Raw genomic sequence first — 23290 nt, 5'->3', positions numbered from 1 at the left:
CGGTCTACTGAACTGTAGACGATGACAGGGTGAGGATCGTTCCCATGACCGACGCGAAGGACGAACGCCGGCCGGCCGGTGAACTCGAAGCAGCCGTCATGGCCGCCCTGTGGGCCGTCGGCGTGCCCCTCACCCCCGGGGAGGTACAGGCCGGACTCGCCTCCGACCTGGCCCGTACGACGGTGACGACGATCCTGTCCCGCCTGTACGACAAGGGTGTGGTCGACCGCCGTCCGCAGGGGCGCGGCTTCGCCTACCACCCCATACAGGACGCCCCGGGGCTCACCGCACGGCGCATGCACACCGAACTCGACCGCGACCGTGACAGCGACCGCGAAACGGTCCTGGCCCGCTTCGTCGCCCAGCTCACCCCGGACGACGAACAGCTCCTGCGGCAACTGCTGGAGGCCGACGAGTGACAACCGTCCTGCTGCTGATTCCGCTCCTGCTGCCCTTGGCGGCGCCGCCGCTCGCCCGAAGGATTCTCGACCGGTCGGCCCCCGCCACCGCTCTGTGGACGCTCGCCGTCGCCGTCCTCGTACTGGCGGGTGCCTGTGTGGCCGCCCTGGGCTCGCTGGTGCTGACCGGACTGCTCAAGCTTCCCGCGTTCGCGGCGCTCGGCGAACTCGTCCGCCCCCTGCGCACCCCGTCGGGGTCCCTGATCCTCCCCGCGTCCGCGATCGCCACAGGCCTGGTCCTCGTCGGCGCCTGGACCCTCGTGCGCTCGGTTCTGCGGCAGACGCGCGCCTTCCGCACCGCCCGCGCCGAGGCCGGCCGACGGCCCGCGGCGGGCGACCTGTGCGTCGTCGACTCGCCCGAGCCGGACGCGTACGCCCTGCCCGGACGCCCGCACCGCATCGTCGTCACCACCGCCATGCTGCGCAGCCTCGGTCCGGACGAACGCGAGGCACTCTTCGCTCACGAGCGCGCCCACAACGCCGCCGGCCACCACTACTTCCTGGCCGCCGCCGAACTCGCCGCACACTGCCACCCCGCGCTGCGCCCCGCGCGCGCCGTCATCCGGCTGGCCGCGGAACGCGCCGCCGACGAAGCGGCGGCCACCGCCGTCGGCGACCGGCGCCTCCTGGCCCGGGCCATCGCCCGCGCCGCCCTCGCAGGTCAGAGCGCGCGCTCCAGCCGTCCGGACTTCGCTCCGGCGGCGACGACCGGCCCCGTCCCCCAGCGTGTCGCGGCGCTCCTCGCCACTCCCGCGCCGCGCCCGCGCGCCATGTGCGCCATCGCCCTGCTCCTCGCCGCCTGCGCGGCTCTGTCCGCCACCGCCGCGGCGGCCGGCACGGTCGCCTTCCACCACGACATCGAGGTCGCTCAGGGCGAAGCTCCACGCTGACACCCCCTGGGGCACGCGTCTTGGCCGCCGGCCGCGATCGTGCCGACGACGAGCCTCGGCGCGATGCTGACCTTCACCGCCGCGTCACTGTCGGCGGCCGCCCCGCTCCCGGCTCCTGAAGGCCTACGAGGCGTACGTCGTCCGGGGTCCGGTCGGGCCGCGGCCTGCTCGCGACCCGAGGACCACGCCCGCCGCGCAAGCGCGCGCTCGGTCGACGATCCGTCGGCGAACACGGACGTCACCGCAGGTAGTCGCGTAGTACCGCGGTACTACGCGCCAGGTGCGGTTCAGCCTCGCGGTACCACCGGATCGGGGTGAACCGGCGCTTAGCGTGGCCGGTGTGGCGCCGGAAGTGACGGGCGCCGTAGGCCGACAGGGAGAACGCGAATGATCGACGCACGGCAGCTGACCAAGCGATACGGCGACAAGACGGCCGTCGACGGACTGGACTTCGTCGTGAAGCCGGGCACGGTGACCGGATTTCTGGGGCCCAACGGCGCCGGCAAGTCCACGACCATGCGCATGATCGTCGGTCTCGACGCCCCGACGAGCGGCTCCGTCACCGTGAACGGCCACCACTACGCCCGTCACCAGGCGCCACTGCAGGAGGTGGGCGCCCTCCTGGAGGCGAAGTCGATCCATCCGGGCCGCTCGGCGTACAACCACCTCAGGGCCCTCGCGCTGACCCACGGCATCCCGGGCAGCCGGGTCGACGAGGTCATCGACCTCGCCGGCCTTGGCAGCGTGGCGAAGCAGCGGGCCGGTGCCTTCTCCCTCGGGATGGGCCAACGGCTGGGCATCGCGGCGGCGCTGCTGGGCGATCCGCTGACGGTGATGCTGGACGAGCCGGTCAACGGGCTGGACCCCGAGGGCGTGCTCTGGATCCGCAACCTGCTCAAGGGGCTCGCCGAGGAGGGGCGGACGGTGTTCGTGTCCTCGCACCTGATGAGCGAGATGGCCCTGGTGGCGGACCACCTGATCATCGTCGGGCGAGGCCGGCTGCTGGCCGACACGACCGTGGCGGACCTGATCCGCGAGGCGGGCGGCGACACGGTGAAGGTGGCGACCCAGGACCCGGGGCGGCTGCGCGACGTACTGGCCGGACCGGGAGTCGACGTCACCGGACGGATCGGCTCCGAGGAGCTGCAGGTGACCGGGCTGACCGCCCGCGAGATCGGGCTCAGGGCCGCCGAGCACGGGATCGCGCTGTTCGAGCTGAGCGCGCGGACCGTGTCACTGGAGGAGGCGTTCATGGATCTGACCAGGGATGCCGTGGAGTACCACGGCACCACGACCGGGATCGAGAGCCTCGGGAGGCCCGCATGAGCACCCTCACCGCAACCGCCGAGGAACGCCGGGCCACACCCGCCCGTCCCGTCTACCGGGTGACCGGACGGCGCGTACTGGCCTCCGAATGGGCCAAGCTGTGGTCCCTGCGCTCGACCTGGATCACGCTGGGCCTCGGCCTGCTGTTCCTCGTGGCCTTCGGCCTGATCGCCTCCAGCCGCTACAAGTCGGGGATCGGCTCCGGCCACATGGACCGCGACTTCGCCGACTCGACGGCCGTCAGCCTGTCCCTCTTCGGCACGAACTTCGCCCAGCTCGCCCTCGGCGTGCTCGGCGTGCTGGTCACGGCGGGGGAGTACTCCACCGGCATGATCCGCTCGACGCTCGCGGCGGTGCCCCGCCGACTGCCCGTGCTGTGGTCCAAGGCGGCCGTGTTCGGGCTGGTCGCGCTGGCCGTGGGAACGATCGGCGCGTTCGTCGCCTTCCTGGTCGGGAGCCAGATCGTCTCGGGCACGCCCGCGGCCATGGGCCTCTCGCACGCGGGTGTCCTGCGCAGCCTGCTGGGCGCGGGTCTTTACCTCGGCCTGGTCGGCGTGACCGGCGCCGCCCTCGGCGCGCTCCTGCGGTCGGTGGCCGGCGGGATCTCGGTGCTGGTGGCCACGCTGATGCTGATCCCGGGACTGATCTCCCTGCTGCCGAGCTCCTGGCGGGACGACATCAGCCCCTACCTGCCGTCCAACGCGGGGGAGTCGATGTTCGCGCTGACCCACGACTCCACGTCCCTGTCGCCGGGCGCCGGACTGCTGGTCTTCCTCTGCTGGACGGCCCTGGCGCTGGCGGGCGCGGCCTACCGGCTGACGCGCAGCGACGTCTGACCGGCCCCACCATGACAGCGTGACATCCGTGACCACAGTGAGCACCGATGAACTCGGCGGGATGGGACCGCTGGTCGCCCGGCTGTCCCGGGGCGGCCAGCGGCTGCGGCAGGCCGACCGGACACATCCGTGGGTACTGGACACCGCGGTCGTGCTCCTCGTCTTCCTGGCGTTCTGCCTGCCCGACCTGCTCCACGGCGGTGCCGACGACGGCGACGGCCCGCGCAGGTTCCGGCTCGCCTTCACCCAACTGTCCGTCGCGGGAATGCTGGCGCTGCAGACCGGCCTCGTACTGCCCCTGCTGTGGCGGCGACGCAACCCCCTCGCCGCCTTCGCCACCAGCACGGCGGTGTTCGTCCTCCAGTGGTCCCTGGGCGCGGCGCTGCGCGCGGACATCGCCGTCTTCGTCGCCCTCTACAGCCTCGCCCTGCACGGGCGGCTGCGGCAGCTTCCGTGGGCCTGCGCGGCGATGGCGGGTGCCATGGTGCTGGTCGCGGTACGTGTGTCGACGGCCGTGTCCGTCTGGGACGCGCTGTTCTTCCTGCTGAGCACGGCGACCGCGGCCCTCGCGCTCGGTCTGATGGTCCGGATCCGCCGCGCCCAGCTCGCCGGACTGCGGGAGAGGGCCGCCCGGCTGGAGATCGAGCGAGACCAGCGCAGCAGGCTGGCCACGGCCACCGAACGCACCCGGGTCGCCCGCGAGATGCACGACATCGTCGGCCACAACCTGTCCGTCATCATCACGCTCGCCGACGCCGGCGCCTACACCACCGACATCGCCCCCGAACGGGGCAAAGAGGCCCTGCAACTCATCGGCGACACCGGCAGGCAGGCCCTCAGCGAGCTGCGGCGCGTGCTCGGCGTACTGCGCGAAGCCGGGGGAGGCCCATCGGGCGGCCCCGAACTCAGCCCGCAGCCCGGCATCCTGGACCTCGGCGCCCTGTGCACCAAGGTCCGCACCGCCGGACTGGAGGTCGTCTACCGGACCTCCGGTGACGTCGACGCCCTCGACGGCGGGGTCCAGCTGACGGTGTACCGCATCGTCCAGGAAGCCCTGACCAACACACTGAAGCACGCCGACACCGGCACCCTGGTGCATCTGGCGATCATCGTCGAGGACAGCCGGCTGACGATAAGGGTCCAGGACAGTGGTCCGGCCACACCGTCCGGCCCGCCGAACGAGGAAGGGAACGGCCTGGTGGGAATGCGGGAGAGAGCGGCTCTGTACGGCGGCACCGTCAGCGCGGGGCCGACGGGCGCCGGAGGATGGAGCGTCGAAGCCGTCCTCGACCTCACTCCCCAGGGCGGTGCCCGATGACCACCGTCCTCATCGTCGACGACCAGCCGCTCCAGCGCTACGGCTTCCACCTGCTCCTGGACTCCGTCCCCGAGACCGACGTCGTCGGCGAGGCCGCCCACGGCGCCGACGCCGTCCGCAAGGCCGCCGAACTACGCCCGGACGTCATCCTGATGGACGTCCGTATGCCCGGCATGGACGGCATCGAGGCCACCCGCCGGATCACCGCCACCGGCGGACGTTCGCGCGTCCTGGTGCTCACCACCTTCGACCTGGACGAATACGTCCACGCGGCACTCCGCGCCGGAGCCAGCGGGTTTCTCCTCAAGGACGCGCGTCCTGAGGAACTCCTCGCCGGTATCCGCGCCGTCGCCGACGGGGACGCGGTCATCGCGCCCGCCCTCACCCGCCGACTCCTGGACGAGTACGCCCAGTACGTCCCCGCCCACCGAAGCGACTGCGCCGAGGATCCGCGACTGAGCTCCCTCACCGACCGTGAGCGCGAGATCCTCGTCGCCGTCGGCAAGGGGTGGACCAACGGCGAGATCGCCGTCCGGTTCGTTCTGTCCGAGTCCACCGTCAAGACCCACGTCGGCCGGGTCCTGGCCAAGATCGGCGCCCGTGACCGCATCCAGGCCGTGATCTTCGCCTACGACCATGGGCTCGCCCGGCCCAGCGTGGACTGAACCGAGGAACAGCAAGGGGCCGGGCAGCCGGCGTTCCAGGTCGTGAGGACGGCTCCGGAAGATCGCCGATACCACCGCCCGCACGCCGCGAACAGCCCGGATGCGTGTGCGTTCAGGTTGTGTTCAGGCCTGGACGAGCCTTGGACAACTCGTGTACCGGAAGGGCCAAAACTCTGGCAAAGGGGGCTGGGGCAACAGTCGGGCGCCGTGTCATCGTGCCTGACATGTCGACTGATCACCTCACTCACAACGGGCCCGTGGGTCACCTGCGTCACGCGGCGAGCAAAGTGCCGGAGGTGACCGTCTACTTCTGGATCATCAAAGTCCTGACCACAGGAATGGGTGAGACGGCATCGGACTGGCTCGCCCACCTCCTCGGCCCGATCCCGGCGGTCGGTCTCGGCGGTGTGGCCCTGGCTCTCGCGCTGGCCGTGCAGTTCGCGGCCCGCCGGTACGTGGCCTGGATCTACTGGACGGCGATCGTCATGGTCAGCGTGTTCGGCACGATGGCCGCCGACGTCCTGCACGTCGGCCTCGGCGTGCCCTACACACTCTCGACCCCGTTCTTCATGGCCGCGCTGGCCGCCGTCTTCGCCCTCTGGTACCGCAGCGAAGGCACCCTGTCCATCCACAGCATCCACACCCGCCGCCGCGAGGCGTTCTACTGGGCCACCGTCCTGGCCACCTTCGCCCTCGGCACCGCCGCCGGCGATCTCACGGCCACGCTCGGACTCGGCTACCTCGGATCCGCCGTTCTGTACGCCGCCGCGATCGCCGTACCGGCCGTCGCCCACTACCGAGGCCGCCTGAACGCCGTGACAGCCTTCTGGTCCGCGTACGTCATCACCCGTCCCCTCGGCGCCTCGATCGCCGACTGGATGGCCGTGGGCCACAGCCGGGGCGGACTGGACCTGGGCCTCGGACCGGTCACCCTGTCCTGGACAGTGGCGATCCTCGGCTTTGTCGGCTACCTGGCCGTCTCCCGTACGGACGTCCGGAGCACGCCCACGCCCTGATGCGGCAGCGGTACCTGGAATGAGCCGGGGGGCCGGTCGGCCATGTCCGCGAGCTTCGACAGTCCCCCGCGCGCGGTCCCGCGCCGACACGGACGGCGAACAGAGACGGAACCAGCTGCGGAAGCAGCTGTTCTGAGAGTTCGTCCGTTCCCCGCGCCGCGCGATGACCCGTTCCAGTAGCTCGGGATCGACCACGCACAGGATCGAGCAAGGCGCCCGCACCACAGCGCTGGAGAGAGTCCGAGCAGCTCGTCGTCAGTGCGCCCAAGGGAGACGAACCGCCTCGATCTCACAGTCGTTCAGCAACGCGTTGATGAGGGCCGGGGGACCGGCGATCTTGGTGGCCCACAGGTCGTAGTCGGTGCACAGGACCCACGAGCGGTCGTCGGCCCAGAGGTTGGACGGACTGAAGTCGGCTTCGGACCGGCCATAGAGGATCTCGGCGTCGCCGAGCCGACCCGCACGCACGTGGAGGTTGTCGTAGTCGACGGCTCCGAGCGTCAGCGGGCTGTAGTAGGCCAGACAGCGGGTGTTCGGCCCCGCGGGACTGTACTGGGTGAGGATGGCGATCAGCCGGTTCCAGGTCTCACGGTCAAGGCTGCCCTCGGTCGGCGGGGTGACGCCCAGCGGCCAGCTGCCCTCCGTCTTGGCCGAGGGAAAGCAACGGTAGGAGGGCATCAGCCCGTCGGCCACGACCGGGTCCCCGGTCCGCTCGGCAAGCTCGGCCCAGCGCAGCCGTCGCCAACCGGGCCCGGGGTGCTCGGCGCGGCCGACCCCTCCTCCCGTGGCGATGCCCACCGCGTCGACGTCGATGCCCGCGAGCACGTGCCGCTGGCCACCCCCGTCCGCCGACCGCGTCTGGTGGTACTCGTGGTACGAGATATCCGCCGGCCCATGCTCGTGCTCGTACATCGCGTTGAGCACCCACGCCGCGTCGGGCATGGCCGGAGGCATGAACCCGGTGACGCCGTCGCCGCACCGCTCCAGCAGCCGATCGGTGACACCGGCCGGCGCGAGCGGCCACATGCTTGACATCGGGTTCGACTCCTCGGACATGCGCTCATGATCCCAGGCGCGAACAGTCCCGACCGCAGGGGCCCGGCCTCGCGCGGCTGACTGAACAGCCAAGCTTTGCCGGGCGTACGCGCGCGACCTGAGGGGCGAGGAAGTGGGGCTCGGTCGGACCCCTACCCCCAGTGTGCCGTGGCCACGACGGTTCCGTCCGGGGACATCAGGCGGGCGCCGGTCACCGTTGCGGGATCGGCTGCGACCGGTGTGCCCCAGTACCCGTAGCCGTCCTTGAGCGGGAACGAGCCCGCCGGGACCGCCGACCCGTCGGCGTGCACGAGCAGACACCGCACCGGGCCCTGGCCTGACGTGCCGAGGTCGACGGACATGTACACCCAGTCCTGGCCACCGGTGTGGGAGAAGATATGGCCCACCTCGCGGCCGTCGGCGACCAGGGCCGCCTGTCGCAGGCCGCCGTCCGTCCGCTGCGACACCGCCGTAGGCGCGCCCACGACTGCCGTGCCGATCGCCCATCCACCGAAACCGCAGGCCAGGGTCGCGGTCACCGCGGCCGCCGCCAGCCGCAGCCGGCGCCACCGCCACGTTCCCTGCCCGTTCCGCTGCCACACCCGACGGCGCTTCGGCACGGGCTCCGCGCCCAGGGCCCGTACGACCCTGCTCTCGAAGCCGACCGGCGGCTCGGCGTCCGGCAGCAGCGCGAGCAGGTCGTCGCCGACCGCCGTCAGGCGCTCGACGCGCTCCCGGCACTCCGGGCAGCCGTCCAGATGGGCGACCGCCTCGGCCCGCTCACGGGCCGGCAGGACGCCCAGCGCCAGTTCGGCGTCCAGCTCCCGCAGCCGCTCGCACTCCATGCCGTTCACCGCTTCCCCTCCGGCTCCAGCAGGGCCCGTACCTTGAGCGTTCCGGTGCGGATACGAGTCTTCGCCGTGCCCAGCGGAACGTGCTCCGCCTCCGCGACCTCCCGCGCCGTCATGCCGTAGATCCCGGCCATCACCAGGGCCCGCGCCTGCTCCCGGGGCAGCTCCGCGACCGCTCGCCGGACCCGCTGCGCGCTGTCGTCGGCGAGGGCCCGCCGCTCGGGCGTCTCGGTCACCATGCCGAGCAGCGCGTCCAGGTCCTCCGGGGCGACCGGGCTCGCGCGCCGGGCCCGCGCCGTGTCGATGGCCAGGTTGTGCGCGATGGCCGTCAGCCAGGTCCTTACCGAGCCGCGCCGGGGGTCGTACACCTGTGCGTGCCGCCAGGCCCGCTCGAAGGTCTGCTGGGCGACGTCCTCGGCGAGCTGGGGGTCGCCGAGCACGGCGACGGCCACCCCGAAAACGACACCCTGGAAACGGCGCACGAACGCGACGACGAGCTCGGGATCGCCCGTCGCCAGACCGGTGAGCAGTGCCTCGTCCGGCACCCGCCCGGGGGACAAGCTCATGCGCCACATACCAGGGATACGGTTCATCGACCGAAATGTATTGCTTTGCCATAAATTATCCGCCCCCTTTCACCCCTCCACCCTCCCTGCCCCTCTGCGATCCGGTCGGCCGCAATCCCTTCGCCCGGCAGCGCCGTACCTCTTGCAGGGGGACGTTCCGGAGGACCGAATCATGACCATTCCGCGTATCCGCAACCGCGTATTCCTAGGCGTGGCCGCCGGCGGTCTGACCGCCCTGCTCGCCGCCTGTGGAAGCAGCGGCAACAGCAGCACCGGCGCCACCACGGCCCCCACCCCGGCGAAGGCCGGTACCTCGGCGACCCAGGTCACCGCGGTGCTCACCGACTTCCACATCAAGCTGTCGACGCAGAACTACCGGCCCGGCCGCTACACCTTCACCGCGGAGAACATGGGCCACCACCAACACGCCCTGGAGCTCGTGGGGCCCGGTGGCACGAACCGCGGCAAGACGCTGGATCCCGGGCAGTCCGCGGCCCTCACGCTGACGCTGAAGTCCGGCACGTACCAGGTCTTCTGCCCGATCGACGGCCACAGGGACCTCGGCATGAACACGAAGATCGCAGTCGGCGGAACCCCGGCACCGTCCGGCAGCAGCAGCACCACGTCTCCGGGCAACGGGTATTGAGCGGCCAGTACTGCAGGAATGCCCGCACGGTTCGTTGTGGAGGAAGTGGTGCGAGCCGGTGTCCAGGATTGTCTGTCCGGGCGGGCTCAAAGAGTCGTCGTCATCGATGTGGGCCCTGGTGGGGCTAGCCCCGGGAAAGGCCTGTCGGGTCGCCGGCGACCCACTCGCTCCACGGCATGTTCCAGTCGCTGAGGCCGTTGTCCGGGGACAACGTGGTCTTGTCCTCGGAGTTCTTGACGACCACGACGTCGCCGATCATCGAGTGGGCGAAGAACCACGCGGCGGGTCGTCCGCCGTCGCCGCCGCCCCTGACATCCTTCAGGCCTATGCAGCCGTGGCTGGTGTTGACCTTGCCGAAGACCGAGTCGGCGGCCCAGTAGTTGCCGTGGATGAACGTGCCCGAGTCGGTCAGGCGCATGGCGTGCGGTACGGCCCTGATGTCGTACGAGGGCTTGCCGTTCTTCTCCCTGAGGCCGACGGTCGCACCGTTCATATGGGTGTGCCCGAACTTCTCTGAGATCACCATCCGACCGTTGTGCGTCGGGTGCTCGGGACCGCCTGACGAGATCGGGATGGTTCGGATCGTCTTGCCGTCCCGTGCGACGGTCAACTGCTTCGTCCTTGCGTCCACGGTGCTGATCTGGCTCCGGCCGATCATGAACGTGACAGTCTTCTGGACGCCCTGGCGGTCGAGGGTGACGGTGACGGTGGAGCCGGGCTTCCAGTAGTTCTCGGGGCGGAAGTCCAGACGGTGGTCGTTGAGCCAGTGGCCGACGACCTGCTGGCCGCTGCTGGAGCTGACCTGGATCTCCGACCGTACGGTGGCCTTGTCGCTGATCGCCTGGCCGAAGTCGACTGTCACCGGCATGCCGACGCCGACGGTCGAGCCGTCCTCGGGGGAGAGGTGACCGATGAAGTCGTTGGCCGGGGAGACCGTGGTGATCGTGGCGCTGTCGGTGACGGAACGGCCCTTGGCGTCCTCGGCCTCTGCGGCGATCTGATACCTGGTGGCACGCTCCAGCGGGTCGTTCGGCTTCCAGGAGGCGCCGTCCGCGGACAGCGTGCCCGGTATCTCGGCGCCGGTCGCGGTGGCGGTCATGGTCACCTGGGTGAGCTTTCCGTCGCTGACGGTGACGCCGATTGGGTCGTTGATCCCGACGCTGTACGCGCCTTCCCCGGGCGTCAGCTCTATTCGGGCGTCGGAGGCTACCTGGGCGCCCGGCTGTAGTACCCGCGCCTGCGACGCCGGGACATCCCCGGTGGCGTTGCCGCCGACGGCAGCGTTGCTCACGCCACCGAGGGCCGTGAGCGCGAGTAGGCCGCCAAGTGCGCCGGTCGTGGCCACCAGCCCGGTGCGTCGTTTGCTCAGCATGATGAAACGCTTCTCCCATGGCGCTGGATCTGCATCCCTGCGCCGCTCGCCGAAGTGTGCAACCAGCTTTGAAACCATAGGCATACCTCTACCCATAAATGGATAAATGTGGCGAAGGGCACGCATGGGCGAGCGTGTCACCGAGGTTCGCCGGGGAGCGGCGAGACGAGGCGGTCGAGGTCACCATGCGGCTGCGGGTGCCTCGGGACTGCGCGTTTATAGGTGCTCAACATCACCGGCCGGCAGGCCGCCAAGGAGTGGTCCTCCGCAACCCGGCATGGATCATGGGCATCGCTGATGGGTGGGCGCTCATCAGCCCGACCCCGGACGGCGACGGCGATGATCTGTGCCGCGCCCTCCGAATCTTCGTAGCAGCAGCGAGGCCGACATCTACGATCAGGGAAGCGTGATGGCGCCGCCCGCACCCGTGATGTCGAGGATGACCGGAGGACAGGAGAACATGACCAGGCAACGCGATCGGTGGGCCGAACTGACAGGCGGACAAGCCGGGGAAGAGTATGCCGAGCGTTTCGCGCAACTCGCCGCATCGGGCCACGACATCCATGGTGAGGCCGCCTTCTGCACCGCACTGCTGAAGCCCCCCGCCCGGGTACTCGACGCCGGCTGCGGCACCGGCCGGGTCGCGATCCGGCTTGCCGAACTGGGCTACAACTGCACCGGCGTCGACGTCGACCCCTCCATGCTCGCCGTCGCCCGCCGCGACGCCCCGACACAGGAATGGCTCCACAGCGACCTGTCCCATCTGGACACCGTCGGTCTGAATCCGGGCTTCGACCTGGTGCTCGCCGCCGGAAACGTCATCCCCCTGCTGGCCTCCGGCACCGAACCAACCGTCGTCCGACAACTGGCTGCCGTACTGCGCCCCGGTGGACTGCTGGTCACCGGCATGGGGCTGGACGCGGCACACCTGCCTCTGCCGGACCCGACAGTCACCCTGCCGGACTTCGATCACTGGTGCACCCAGGCCGGTCTGGCCCTGCGTCACCGATACGCCACCTGGGGCGGCGATCCCTATCAACAAGGTGGCGGCTACGCGGTCAGCGTGCATGCTCGTCCCACCGCCTGAGCCGGCCTCCAGGCCGTTGCGGGAGGCCGTCGAATCGGTCAACGAGGCATTCAAGGGCCGACTCGAACTCGAACAGCACCGAGCAGCGCACACCAGGCGGTGTCATCGCCCGAGGGAATCGATCATCTAGTAGCTGTCGTGGCTGGGCTTGCCGTTCGGCCGGTAGACGGCGACGACGGTGCCCCCCTTCGTCGTCGAGACGCTGACCGGCTCCAGCGCGGTGGGGATCGCTCCGTCGGCGAACAGTCGTTTGCCGGTGCCGATGATCACCGGATGGATGGTCAGCCGGTACTCGTCGACGAGGTCGTGCCGCATGAGGGTCTGGGCGAGGTCGCCGCTGCCGACGACGTTGATGTTGCCGCCGTCGGACGCTTTCAGCGTGCGTACGGCGTCGGCGATGTCGCCTTCCAGCAGCGTGGAGTTCTGCCACTCGACGGATGTCACGGTTCGAGACGCCACGTACTTGTGCATGGTGTTCATCCGCTGGGTGAACGGGTTGTCGGGATCGGCGGTCGGCCAGTACGACGCGAAGATCTCGTACGTCTTGCGGCCGAGCAGCATCGCGTCGGAAGGCTCGTACCAACCGGAGATGGCCGCGCCGACCTCGTCGTCCGACACCGGTTTCTGCCAGCCGCCGTACTCGAAGCCGCTCTCAGCGTCCTCGTCCGGACCTCCCGGTGCCTGCATGACGCCGTCCAGCGTCAGAAACGTACAAACGATGATCTTGCGCATGGTGCGCTCCTTTCGTCGATGGGTAGACGGCACGACCGCCGAAAACTCATCGGCAAGGCTTTCCCGGTGCGGCGGCCCCGCCGACGCCGCAGCATCCGTGCAGGTCACACCCACCGCAGGGCGTGGTCGGGGCATCTGACATTCCCGGTGCGGCACTTTTTTGCCCATGTCCTGGCGGAGCTGAGGAGTGGGAGGGCCGGCTGGGCGGCGCTGACGCTGACGGGGATCGGGGCGCGCCGGCGGTGCTGCGCGCCGGGCGGGGCCGCCAAGGGTGCGGCGGCCGGGCCAGAAGAGTTGCTCAGCCGTGGGGGGTCCGCCGATCGGGGTGCGGGTGAGCGTGGGACCCACCGCGTTCCCGCGCAGGGACCGAGTCGGCAGCTGCGCAGATTTGCCCGCTCCCCTCGTCGTGGTCCGCGGATGTAAGCGGATTACGCGGGTGGGCCCGACTCGCCCGGTTCTCCGGCTCGCCTGGTTGTCGAGGCCCTGGTGCGCGGGGTGGCGGCCGGACAGGCTAGCTTGCTCCGATGAGTCTCCTTGATGATGTGGCCGAGCGTGACGGCTGGCGGTGCTGGGTGTGCGACGAGCCGGTCGACCCCGACAAATCGGTGAACGACCCGCAGGGGCCCAGCGTTGACAGCCGGACCGCCGACCGGAAGGCCAAGGTCGCCGAGCGGCTCGCGCACCGTGGATGCAACACCCGCAAGGGTGCGGTCAAGGTGGTCATCGCCTGGCCGGACCGCCTGTACGTGGTCGAACCCGCGCCGCTGATCGCCGTTGCCGCGAGGCTGGAGCGCAAGGGGGGTCGCGAGATGGTGGGCCGTTGTCCGACCAGGCAGGACGCCCAGGAGGCGGCGGATTGGCTGGTGGACCGGTTCTCCCGACTGGCACCAGGGCTGCCGGTGACCGCCGACATCGAGGCGGGTGGCGGCCAGTTCCTCGTCATCCTGGCCACCGGCCGCCGCTGACCGGTGATCACCAGCCGCGCCCCCGCGCCGAGGTGAAGCGAGGCGGCCGGGCCGGGTGACCAGGGGCGCGGCCGGCCGCTCGCGCCGGGAACACTGTGGTTCTGCGACAGCCCTGCCGCTCCCTTCCGACAGGTCAGCTGGACGACCGACCGGGTCGGCCTGGCGCACCGCGCGAGGGATGATGTGGACGGAATGACGGAACGCGAGGTCAGGAGCTTCCATGGCGAAGCGGGTTCACCAACCGCGTGAGGACGCGGAGTTCGATTTCATCCTCAAGATGAGCGGAGTTCCGGTCCTCGCGTACTTCACCGGGACATGGCCCAAGGCAATCGAGCCCTGCCGGGTGATGGACCTCGTGGTGGGTGGCATCGCCGACGACTACGCGGGCCGCCTGACGGCCGTCCGTACCGACATCACGCGTTGTCCGGCCGCAACCGAGCGATACGGGATCACCGGAGCACCGTCCTACGTCCTGCTGAAGGAGGGAGAGACGGTGGCGCACGGCACGGGGCCCATGACCATCGCCGAGGTACGGGAGTTCCTGGACGGCCACCTCTGAGCGGCCGCCGCGACACCGTGGCCGCGACGCCCGTCACGCAAGCCGTGCGCGCTGGTACGTGAACTTCGAGCACAACGCTCCGGTCCCTTCGCGGACTTCACCGCGTGGATGTCCTGGCGGTGGGATCCGGCCTGGCCAACCCCGCGCTTGCCACGGCCTGCTTCGGGCGTGCCCTTGGCATCGAGGCCCGCGAGGGTCGCCGGCTCGATTCGGAGCAGACCCGGGGAGAGCCTGGGTGGTGGTCTGTGGTGACCGACGCTCCCGCGGTCAGCGTGGGGCCGGGGTCGTGTGGCCCCGGGTCACTGCCTCCGAGGCTGATCTCGTCAGGGTCTGGCGGTCCAGTTTGCCCGAGGGTGTCAGGGGGAGGGCGGGGAGGAGGAGGTAGCGGTCGGGGAGCATGTGCTTCGGCAGGTGGTTTGTCAGGGCGCGGGCCAGCAGGGCTGTCCGGTCTTTTTCCGTCTCCGTGGTGGGGAGTACCACGCAGGCGACAAGCCACTGCGTGTCCCTTCTTCCCGTCACCACGCACACCGCTGCGTCCCGTACCTGGGGCTGAGTACGCAGGGCCGCTTCGATCTCGGGTAGTTCTATGCGGAAGCCGCGCAGTTTTATCTGGTGGTCGTTGCGGCCCAGGTAGTCGAGTTCACCGTTCGGGAGTCGGCGGGCCAGGTCTCCTGAGCGGTAGTAGCGCCTGCGGATGCCCGATGCGGCGTCTGATACGAAGCGTTGGGCTGTGAGGTCCGGGCGATTCAGGTAGCCCGTGGTCACTCCCGGTCCGGAGAGCCATATCTCGCCGGTCTCGCCGTCCGGCACCGGCAGGTGTGGATGTTCCTCGGCGCGGAGTTCGACGGTGAGGTGCGGGAGCGGCCTGCCGATGGGGGAGCCGGTTCCGGTCGCCACGTCCTGTTCCGTGAGCGGGCGGAACGTCGCGTGCACCGTCGTCTCCGTGATGCCGTACATGTTGATCACCTTCGGGCGGGTGCCCTCACACCGCGACCAGAATCTGCCGACGCTCGGCAGGTCCACGCTCTCGCCGCCGAAGACCACATACCTGAGCCGGTCCGCCGGGTAGCGTTCCAGGCTGGTGAATGTGCGGAAGACCGACGGGACTTGGCTCAGGACCGTCACCTTCTCCTCGACCAGGGTCCGGACCAGTTCCGCCGGGAGTCGAGTCGCCTTCTGCGGCACGATCACCGCCCTCGCTCCCGTCGCGAGCGCTCCCCAGAGTTCCCACACCGAGAAGTCGAAGCTGAAGGAGTGGAAGACCGACCAGCGGTCGTCGGCGTCGACCGTGAACAGCGGCAAGGTGTGGTGCAGCAGGCTCAGTACGTTTCCGTGCGTCACCACGCATCCCTTGGGCCGGCCCGTCGAGCCTGACGTGTAGATCACGTAGGCCGGATCGGAGGGGGCCGGACTCGCTGGTGCAATGATCTCCTCGGCGGTCTCGTCCTCCTCTCCGTCCAGCTCATGTGTGCGTACGGTGTTCAGGCCCCCGGCGCCCGCAAGCGCCCCCGCCGAGCCGACGGCGTGCTCGATGCCGGAGTCCTGGACCATGAGTTTCTGCCGCCCGAGCGGATACGTCGGGTCGATCGGGACGTACGCCGCGCCGCAGCGGAGGATCGCCAGCATTCCCACGACGGTGTCCACCGAGCGGTCGACCGCCAGGCCGACCAAGTCCCCTTTCCGCACCCCCTGTTCGGCCAGCCGTACAGCCACCGTCGCCGATCTGGCGCGGAGCTGTCCGTAGGTCAGGGTCCTGACCGTGTCGGACAGCGCGACCCTGTCCGGGCCGGCGGCTGCCGCCTCGGTGACGACCCCGTCGAGCGAATCCACCCGGGTGAACATCAACTACGTTCCTCTCGCTGCGAGTTCGACATACGCCCCGTGCGGAACCGGGCCGTCCCCGGGACCGCCAGCGCGCCGAAGCAACCGATCATCACGAGGGTCCCCATCACGATCAGCACGGGCCGCGCGCCGGCGCCGTCCACCGCCGCCGGGACCAGCGCCAGGCTCAGCGGGCTGATCGCGAAGGAGACCAGGAAGTCCAGCGAGGAGACGCGGGCCCGGACCTCCGGGGCGAACTCCCGCTGGATCGCGGCGAACCAGGCCACGTTGAAGACCTCCATCCCCACCCCGGCCACGAAGTGCGCGGCATACACCGGCCACGGGTTTGCCGCGAACGCGAGCGTGTAGGGGATCGCGCCGATGAGGGCGATTCCGAGAACGGCGGACAGACCGGGACCGGGCGGCCGCCAGCGCAGCATGAGCAGACCCCCGGCCAGCGCGCCCAGCGCGAACGTGCTCAACGACACCGCGTACACGGACTCGGTGCCGAACCGGTCCTGGCTGATCACCGGCAGCAGTACCATCTGGGTGGCGTCCGAGACGCCGAGGACCAGGGTGAGTGCCGCGAGCCCAGCGACGAACCACGGCTGTCCGCGCGCCGCGCGCACCCCGCCGAGGAGTTTCGACGACACGGGTTCCGGGCCCTCGTGACGGTCGGCGGGCGTCTCCCCCGAGGACAGCCCCCGTACCGCGAACGCCGCGTACAGCCACAGCGCCATCGACAGCGCGAACACCGTCTCCGGGCCCGGCCCCAGCGTCAGTGCTGTCGCCAGACCGGGGGAGAGGATCAGGGCGATCCGGAAGGTGATGGTGGTCAGCGCGATCGCGGCCTGCCGCCGGTCCTCCGGGACCAGGTCCCCGAGCATCGCCATCTGCGTCGGCCGCAGCGTCCCTTCCCCCGCGCCGACCACGAACACACAGGCTCCGACCAGCCACAGCGGACCGTCCGCGAGGAACAGCAGCAGACCGGTCGGCAGCAGCCGGGCCAGACAGGCGTACGCCATAATCCTCGGCCGGGGGTACAGGTCCGCCACGATCCCCGCCGGAACGGTCGCCAGCAGATAGCCGAAGGTCTTGGCCGCGAGGACGAGCCCCAGACCGGTGGCGCCGTGACCGCCGCGCAGCAGCACCAGCGTCACCGCCACCGGCAGCAGGAAGACCGCCCAGGCGTCTGCCGTGCTGCACAGCAGCAGCCGTGCGAAGCCGGGAACCGACAGGACACCGAACCGGTCCCGGGTGCGTGCTGGGGACGTCATGGGGACTCCGCGAGGCTAGGGCCTGTGGGGCGGTCAGCTTCGGTTTCGGCGCCGCGTCGCCCGCGCGCGGCGCTGCGCGCGCTCGGTCACGGCGTCCCGGCCCGTCGCCGGGTCGGAGACCCCGGCGCCGTCCCGCCCTTCGGCTCCGGCCAGATGGCGGGCCAGCGCTCCGATCGTCGTGTGCTGGAACAGCGTGACCAGCGAGATGTCCCGGTCGAGCGCGCTCGACAGCCGAGCCTGGACCTCCGCGGCCAGCGCCGACGTGCCGCCCAGATCGAAGAAGTTCACCTCCACGCCCAACTGCGCCTCCTCGCCCGGCTCGTCCGCGCGCAGTACTTCCTGCCACACCCCCGCGACGACACGTTCCATCTCGCTCGGCGCCCGCGCCACCACCCCGTTCGCCCTGCGCGGCAGGGCCACGCGCCGCAGCTCCGCCCGGTCGACCTTCCCGTGCGCGGTGCGGGCGAGCGCGGGCGTCAGCACGAACGACGTCGGCACGAGCGTGCTCGGCAGCCGCTGCGCGAGGAAACTCCCGAGCCGTGCGCCGAGCCCGTCTCCAGCGCCGGGCGCCGCCACCACGTGCGCGGTCAGCCTGCGGTCGACGGAGGGACCCTCGGAGGCGGTGACCGCAGCCTCGCGCACCTCGGGGTGACCCAGCAACGACGCCTCGATCTCCCCGAGTTCGACCCGGACGCCCCGGATCTTGACCTGGTCGTCGTCCCGGCCTAGGTACTCGATGGTGCCGTCCGCGAGATACCGGGCCCGGTCCCCGGTCCGGTAGAGCCGCGCGTCAGGATTGTCCCGGAACGGGTGCGGGACGAAGCGCTCCACTGTCAGTTCCGGCCGGTTCAGGTAGCCGCGCGCCAGACCCGCTCCGCCGATGAAGATCTCCCCGGGGACCCCGACCGGCACGACGTTCATCGAACCGTCCAGCACGTACACCTCCGCACCCGCGATCGGGCGCCCGATGGGGACACTCCGCGCCCCGGGATGCGGCGGGTGCGCCGACGCCTCGTACACACAGCACCCGACGGTCGCCTCGGTGGGCCCGTACTCGTTGAAGATCCGCGTGTCCGGGGCCTGCCGCCGCCAGAACTCCAGGCTCTCCGCCGGGAACGCCTCGCCCCCGACGACCAGCGCACCCGTGTTCAGCGGACCGGCGTCCGAAGGCAGCACCGCGCGCAGCAAATCGAGTTGGGACGGCGTCGCCTTGACCAGACTCTGCCACCTCCCGCCGAGCAGCAGGTCCCGCAGCTCGTCGATCTCGCGGTGCTCGTCCAGCAGTGTGACGGTCCTGCCCGCGACCAGCGGACCGAACAGGCTCGTCAGCGTCGCGTCGAAGGTGACGGACGAACTCACCGGAGCACCGTCCCCGTCCGCCATGCGGTACGAACGGACAGCCCAGGTAAGGTAGTTGACGATCGACCGGTGGCTGACCGCGACCCCCTTCGGCACCCCCGTGGAGCCCGAGGTGTACAGCACGTAGGCGAGGGCGTCGGGTCCGACAGCGGGTGCCTCATCCGTCACCTCGTCCGTGGTCTCGTCGACGCAGAGCACCAGACCCCCGGCGGGCACCCGCTGCCGTACCCCGCTGTGCGTCAGCACCGCCACCGCGCCTGTGTCGTCCAGCACGTGGGCGATCCTGTGCGCCGGATGCGCGGGGTCGAGCGGGACGAACGCGGCACCCCGGCGCAGCACGGCGAGCAGCGCGACGACCAGGTCGGGCGACCGCCGCAGGCAGACGGCGACCAGCGCGCCGGGACCCACCCCGTGCCGGGCGAGACGGCCGGCCAACAGCCCGGCACGTCGTTCGAGTTCTCCGTACGTCAGCTCGTCCGTACCGTGCCGTACGGCGACCGCGTCGGCCGGGTGCGAGGTGATCAGCTCGTGCAGGCGCGCGTCGGCGACAGGCGCGGCGGTGTCGTTCCACTCCCGTGTCACGGCGCGCAGTTCCTCGTCGCCGAGCATCCGCAGCGCGCCGACCGGCCGCCGGGGGTCACGGACGATCTCGCCGAGCAGGGACCGGAAGTGCCGGCCCATCCGCTCGACGGTGTCCTGGTCGAACAGGTCGGTGCTGTACTCCCAGCGCGTGGTGAGTCCGCCGTCCCGTTCCGCGCAGACCAGGGTGAGGTCGAACCGCGCCACCCCGGTGTCCAGCGGCAGTTCGGGCCCCATCGTCGACGGCATCTGCTCGTACGCGAACATCACCTGGAAGACCGGGGTACGGCTGGGATCGCGCGCCGGGTTGAGCCGCTGCACCAGCAGCGGGAACGGGAACTCCTGGTGGGCCAGCGCCCCGAGGACGCTCTCCCGGGTCCGGCGCAGGTGCTCGGTGAAGTCGGGGTCGTCGGCCAGCTTCGCGCGCAGCACCAGTTGGTTGGCCAAGTAGCCGACGAGGGAGGCCAGTTCGGGCCGGGTCCGGGCTGCCGCCGGGGTGCCGACCACGAAGTCGGTGCTCGCGCTGTACCGGTGCAGCAGCACCTGGTAGGCCGCCAGCAGCAGCGTGTACAGCGTCACGCCGGACGTCTTCGCCAACTCCCGCAATCCGTCCAGCAGTTCGCCGTCCAGCGGCAGGCTCGCCGCAGCTCCGCGGTCACTCCGTACAGACGGTCGTGGATGATCGTACGGAAGCGTCAACACCATTGGCGCGTCAGCCAGTTGCTCCGACCAGAATTGCCACTGTCGCTCCCCCTCCTCACCCGCGACCTGCTCGGCGGCCCACCGCACGTACTCGCGCAGCTCCCAGCCGCCGCCCTCCGGCTCCTGTCCCGCGCAGGCCGTGCGCAGTTCCTCGACCAGCACCCGCAGTGACCACAGGTCGACGACGATGTGATGCGCGGCGAGCACCAGCACCCGCCGGTCCGAACCCCCGTCGAGGACCAGCGCACGCACCAGCGGTCCGTCCTCCAGATCGAACGGCCCGTCGCGGAACTCCGCGATCCGCGCCGACCCCGGCCACACGCCGATCTCTTCGTGTACGACGGGCAGCGGCAGCCTCTCGTGAACGACCGCCCTAGGCCGGCCCTCGACCGCCGGGAACGTCGTCCGCAGCGCCGCGTGCCGCTTGCTCAGCGACCCCAACGCGGCGCGCAGCACGGGGAGTTCGGTGTCCGCCGGGAGCTGGACGGCGTAGCAGGTGTGGTAGGCGGGACTGGCCGGGTCGGCGGTGTGCAGGAACCACAGCGCCTGTTCCCCGGCCGACAGCGGACGGTCGGGACCGGGGGAGTGGTCCGCCGCGGGCCGGATTTCGGTGGCCTCCGCCTCGGTGAGCAGGTCCAGCAGACGCCGCGCCACCTGTTCGACGGTGGAGTTGTCCAGGAAGTCGGTCAGGGAGACCGGCACTCCGATTTCCTCGCTCATCCGGTGCGCCAGCTCGGCCGCCGCGAGCGAGTCGATGCCCTGGTCGATGAGCGTCGTGTGCGGGGATTCTGGGAGCGGGTCGCCGGGGTCGGCCAGGGCTTCCCTGACGTAAGAGGTCAGCCACGCCTCGCGGTCGTGCACCGGTATCTCCCGCAGGGCGGCCGCCGCGGACCTCGTCGGAGGCGGGGTGAAAGCACCCCGGTACAGCTCGCCGAGCGTGCCGTCGAGGTATCGGGTGCGGCTCTCCCGGCGCCGGATCTTGCCGCTGGAGGTCTTCGGCACACGGCCGGTGGGGAGCAGACACACGGCGCCGGCGCTCAGCCCGTGCTGTTCGCGGACGGCGCGCCGGATCGTCAGTGCGAGGGCGGCCGCGTCGAACTCGGCCCGGTCGAGTGCGGCGGCCGCCTCGGGGGTCAACTCGCAGACGACGACCAGCTGTTCGGAGTCCCCTCCGGAGACGGCGAAGGCGGCGGCGCAGCCGGTCCTGATGGCCGGGTCGCACGCGTCGACGGTCTGTTCCAGGTCCTGCGGATAGTAGTTGCGGCCACGGATGATGATCAGGTCATTGAGCCTGCCGGTGACGAACAGCTCGCCCGCGTCGAGGAATCCGAGGTCGCCCGTGCGCAGGTACGGACCCTCCTCACCCGCGTCGTCGGCTTCGGCTGGGCGCGCTTCGAAGACTTCCTCCGTCTCCTTCGGAAGATTCCAGTACCCCGCCGCGACGCTCATGCCCGCGACCCAGATCTCGCCCACCTTCCTGGGCGCGCATACGAGCCGGGTCGCCGGGTCCACCACACGGATGCGCACGTCACCGTGGACCCGGCCACTGCCGACGAGTTCGACGGCCGCCGCGTCCGGTGCGGCCGCACGGGCGGTGCCGGACGCCGACAGGTCGTCCCCGGACAACGCGATGACCCTCGCGTCGTTGCCGACCCCGGTGCCGGTGACCATGAGGGTGGCCTCGGCCAGGCCGTAGCAGGGGTAGAACGCGCGCGGCCGGAAGCCGTGCGGGGTGAAGGTGTCCGCGAACAGGGTGAGAGTGTCCGACCGGATCGGCTCGGCGCCGTTGTAAGCGCTCAGCCAGCAGCTGAGGTCCAGCTCCTCCCGGTCGGCGGCCGTGGTGCGCTCGGCGCACAGCGTGTACGCGAAGTTCGGCCCGCCGGAGTGGGTCGCGCGGTAGCGGGACACTGCCTGGAGCCAGCGGATCGGCGCCTTGAGGAAGGCGGTCGGCGGCATGAGGTATGCCGGGAACCCGGTATGGAGGGGCTGGAGGATGCCGTCGATCAGTCCCATGTCGTGATAGGCGGGGAGCCAGCTGACGGACACGCTGTCCGGGGACAGGTCGAAGGCACCGCGGATGACCTCGGAGTTGGCGAGCAGGTTGCGGTCCCCGACCATCACCCCCTTGGGGACCGAGGTCGACCCCGAGGTGTACTGGAGCAGCGCGAGGCGTCGGGCGGTCTGTCCGCCTCCCCCGGCGAAGACGGTCGGTACGCAGACGATGTCGCCGCGCCGCGGGTACGGACGCGCCTCGCCGCTGCCGAGGACCCGCAGGACACCCTCAGGGAGGGCGGCGGCGATGGCGTCGGTGGTGAGCACGACGGCCGGTCGCGCGTCCTGGAAGATGGCTTCCAGTTGCAGGAAGCCGCGCCTGCCCGGCGGATAGGCGGGTACGGCGATCACTCCGGCCTCGAAGCAGGCGAACAGCGCGACGACGAAGTCGAGTCCCGGCGGGTGCAGCAGCAGCGCGCGGTCGCCGGGGACCGCGCTCTCCCGCAGCGCCTCGGCGACCGCGCGGGCGCGGCGGGCGAGTCCGCCGTACGTCAGCCGGTCGGACGGGGTGACGCCGTCCTGGAGGAAGGTGTAGGCGATCTGGTCAGGTGCCGTCGCCGCCCGGTGGTCGAGCAGTGCGGCCAGGGTCGAGAAGTCCTGGTTCACCATGGAGGTCCCCCTAGGTCGATGACGCCGTCGGCCGGCGCCGGGCCGAGCACCGGCAGGGTCATGACGTGCGGTGAGGCGGTGAAGACGGTGGGCTCGCCGTACTGGGTCACCAGGAGCCGTCCGGTGAACTCCCGCCAGCCGAGCCCCGAGTAGTAGCCGAGCAGGGGCGGTTCGCAGACGAGAAGCCCGAAGTCGACGTCACCCCGGGCGCGGAGGAACTCCCCGGCGGCGCGCAGGGCGCGCTGCGCGTGGCCGAAGCGCCGGTGCCGGGGGTGGGTCTTCACCCCGCCGACACCGGCGATCGTGACGTCCTTGCCGTCGAGGGTGCCGGCGCGAAGCAGCAACCCCACGTGCGTGGCGAGTTCGCCGTCCCCGGACCAGATCCCGACGCGCCACCGCGCGGGGGACCACTCGACGTCGGCGCCGGACCAGTCAGCCTCCTCCGCCGGCGGGTACACCGCGTCGCGGAGCTCCGCCACCGCGTTCCGTTCGTGCTCGGCGAGGTCGGCCATGAGATCGATCGACATCGTCGTGCGTGGTTCTTCCATGCGGGGAACTCCGTTGTCCGG

At 70.7% G+C, this 23290-nt stretch carries 20 protein-coding genes and 1 pseudogene; 12 read left to right on the top strand and 9 right to left on the bottom strand.

Going from position 1 to position 23290, the window contains the following annotated elements:
* Positions 1 to 44: 44 nt before the first annotated feature.
* The 7 genes from QA861_RS01680 to QA861_RS01650 all read left to right on the top strand — a co-directional run bounded on the left by QA861_RS01680 (position 45) and on the right by QA861_RS01650 (position 6509).
* Entirely contained in the window at positions 45 to 419 is a 375-nt protein-coding gene (locus tag QA861_RS01680) for a BlaI/MecI/CopY family transcriptional regulator (protein ID WP_334586372.1), read from the top strand.
* On the top strand, positions 416 to 1348 hold the full coding sequence (locus QA861_RS01675; protein ID WP_334586371.1) for a M48 family metalloprotease: 933 nt from the start codon (positions 416 to 418) through the stop codon (positions 1346 to 1348). Before QA861_RS01680 ends, QA861_RS01675 begins: the two co-directional genes overlap by 4 nt.
* Positions 1349 to 1735: 387 nt before the next feature.
* Positions 1736 to 2674, top strand: a complete 939-nt coding sequence (locus QA861_RS01670; RefSeq protein WP_334586370.1) for an ABC transporter ATP-binding protein — start codon at positions 1736 to 1738, stop codon at positions 2672 to 2674.
* A complete protein-coding gene (locus QA861_RS01665) occupies positions 2671 to 3510 on the top strand; it encodes an ABC transporter permease (protein ID WP_334586369.1) in 840 nt (279 codons plus the stop codon). The genes QA861_RS01670 and QA861_RS01665 overlap by 4 nt, the downstream gene beginning before the upstream one ends.
* A 28-nt stretch (positions 3511 to 3538) precedes the next feature.
* The gene (locus tag QA861_RS01660; protein WP_334590423.1) at positions 3539 to 4828 is read left to right on the top strand and encodes a sensor histidine kinase; all 1290 of its coding nucleotides are present in this window, start codon (positions 3539 to 3541) and stop codon (positions 4826 to 4828) included.
* Positions 4825 to 5493, top strand: coding sequence for a response regulator (locus QA861_RS01655; RefSeq protein WP_334586368.1), 669 nt, complete (start codon positions 4825 to 4827; stop codon positions 5491 to 5493). The genes QA861_RS01660 and QA861_RS01655 overlap by 4 nt, the downstream gene beginning before the upstream one ends.
* A 224-nt stretch (positions 5494 to 5717) precedes the next feature.
* Positions 5718 to 6509 (top strand): COG4705 family protein, encoded by a 792-nt coding sequence (locus QA861_RS01650; protein ID WP_334586367.1) that lies wholly within the window; start codon positions 5718 to 5720, stop codon positions 6507 to 6509.
* 255 nt (positions 6510 to 6764) lie between these two features.
* Here QA861_RS01650 and QA861_RS01645 read toward each other — a convergent pair whose 3' ends face one another.
* The 3 genes from QA861_RS01645 to QA861_RS01635 all read right to left on the bottom strand — a co-directional run bounded on the left by QA861_RS01645 (position 6765) and on the right by QA861_RS01635 (position 8970).
* Positions 6765 to 7544 (bottom strand): hypothetical protein, encoded by a 780-nt coding sequence (locus tag QA861_RS01645; RefSeq protein ID WP_334586366.1) that lies wholly within the window; start codon positions 7542 to 7544, stop codon positions 6765 to 6767.
* A 152-nt stretch (positions 7545 to 7696) separates the two neighbouring features.
* A complete protein-coding gene (locus QA861_RS01640; protein ID WP_334590422.1) occupies positions 7697 to 8389 on the bottom strand; it encodes a hypothetical protein in 693 nt (230 codons plus the stop codon).
* 5 nt (positions 8390 to 8394) lie between these two features.
* Positions 8395 to 8970: an RNA polymerase sigma factor gene (locus QA861_RS01635; RefSeq protein WP_334590421.1), complete on the bottom strand. Its 576-nt coding sequence runs from the start codon at positions 8968 to 8970 to the stop codon at positions 8395 to 8397.
* Positions 8971 to 9133: 163 nt separating this feature from the next.
* Here QA861_RS01635 and QA861_RS01630 point away from each other — a divergent pair, with 163 nt between their 5' ends.
* Positions 9134 to 9607, top strand: a complete 474-nt coding sequence (locus QA861_RS01630) for a copper-binding protein (protein ID WP_334586365.1) — start codon at positions 9134 to 9136, stop codon at positions 9605 to 9607.
* A gap of 124 nt (positions 9608 to 9731) precedes the next feature.
* On the opposite strand, the gene QA861_RS01625 is transcribed toward QA861_RS01630, so the two are convergent.
* A complete protein-coding gene (locus QA861_RS01625; RefSeq protein ID WP_334586364.1) occupies positions 9732 to 10979 on the bottom strand; it encodes a L,D-transpeptidase in 1248 nt (415 codons plus the stop codon).
* A 460-nt stretch (positions 10980 to 11439) separates the two neighbouring features.
* Here QA861_RS01625 and QA861_RS01620 point away from each other — a divergent pair, with 460 nt between their 5' ends.
* A complete protein-coding gene (locus QA861_RS01620; protein ID WP_334586363.1) occupies positions 11440 to 12066 on the top strand; it encodes a class I SAM-dependent methyltransferase in 627 nt (208 codons plus the stop codon).
* Positions 12067 to 12076: 10 nt separating this feature from the next.
* Positions 12077 to 12179, top strand: a pseudogene (locus QA861_RS46950) (IS982 family transposase); the annotation flags it as partial.
* Positions 12180 to 12192: 13 nt separating this feature from the next.
* On the opposite strand, the gene QA861_RS01615 reads toward QA861_RS46950, so the two are convergent.
* Positions 12193 to 12798: a dihydrofolate reductase family protein gene (locus QA861_RS01615; RefSeq protein WP_334586362.1), complete on the bottom strand. Its 606-nt coding sequence runs from the start codon at positions 12796 to 12798 to the stop codon at positions 12193 to 12195.
* Positions 12799 to 13322: 524 nt separating this feature from the next.
* On the opposite strand from QA861_RS01615, the gene QA861_RS01610 reads away from it, so the two are divergent.
* Together QA861_RS01610 and QA861_RS01605 are read left to right on the top strand one after the other, a co-directional pair.
* A complete protein-coding gene (locus QA861_RS01610) occupies positions 13323 to 13763 on the top strand; it encodes a hypothetical protein (protein WP_334586361.1) in 441 nt (146 codons plus the stop codon).
* A gap of 220 nt (positions 13764 to 13983) precedes the next feature.
* Positions 13984 to 14322 carry a thioredoxin family protein gene (locus QA861_RS01605; protein ID WP_334586360.1) on the top strand — a complete coding sequence of 113 codons (339 nt, stop codon included), beginning with the start codon at positions 13984 to 13986 and terminating at the stop codon, positions 14320 to 14322.
* Between the two features lie 267 nt (positions 14323 to 14589).
* On the opposite strand, the gene QA861_RS01600 is transcribed toward QA861_RS01605, so the two are convergent.
* The 4 genes from QA861_RS01600 to QA861_RS01585 are packed head-to-tail and all read right to left on the bottom strand — an operon-like array spanning position 14590 to position 23269.
* Positions 14590 to 16164, bottom strand: coding sequence for an amino acid adenylation domain-containing protein (locus QA861_RS01600; RefSeq protein ID WP_334586359.1), 1575 nt, complete (start codon positions 16162 to 16164; stop codon positions 14590 to 14592).
* Positions 16164 to 17420 carry an MFS transporter gene (locus tag QA861_RS01595; protein ID WP_334586358.1) on the bottom strand — a complete coding sequence of 419 codons (1257 nt, stop codon included), beginning with the start codon at positions 17418 to 17420 and terminating at the stop codon, positions 16164 to 16166. The genes QA861_RS01600 and QA861_RS01595 overlap by 1 nt, the downstream gene beginning before the upstream one ends.
* A 33-nt stretch (positions 17421 to 17453) precedes the next feature.
* The gene (locus tag QA861_RS01590) at positions 17454 to 22721 is read right to left on the bottom strand and encodes a non-ribosomal peptide synthetase (protein WP_334586357.1); all 5268 of its coding nucleotides are present in this window, start codon (positions 22719 to 22721) and stop codon (positions 17454 to 17456) included.
* Positions 22715 to 23269, bottom strand: coding sequence for a GNAT family N-acetyltransferase (locus QA861_RS01585; protein WP_334586356.1), 555 nt, complete (start codon positions 23267 to 23269; stop codon positions 22715 to 22717). The genes QA861_RS01590 and QA861_RS01585 overlap by 7 nt, the downstream gene beginning before the upstream one ends.
* Positions 23270 to 23290 lie beyond the last annotated feature (21 nt).

The organism is Streptomyces sp. B21-083, from assembly GCF_036898825.1.
In the GTDB taxonomy this organism is placed as follows: domain Bacteria; phylum Actinomycetota; class Actinomycetes; order Streptomycetales; family Streptomycetaceae; genus Streptomyces.
This window is presented reverse-complemented; position numbering and strand designations above follow the sequence as displayed.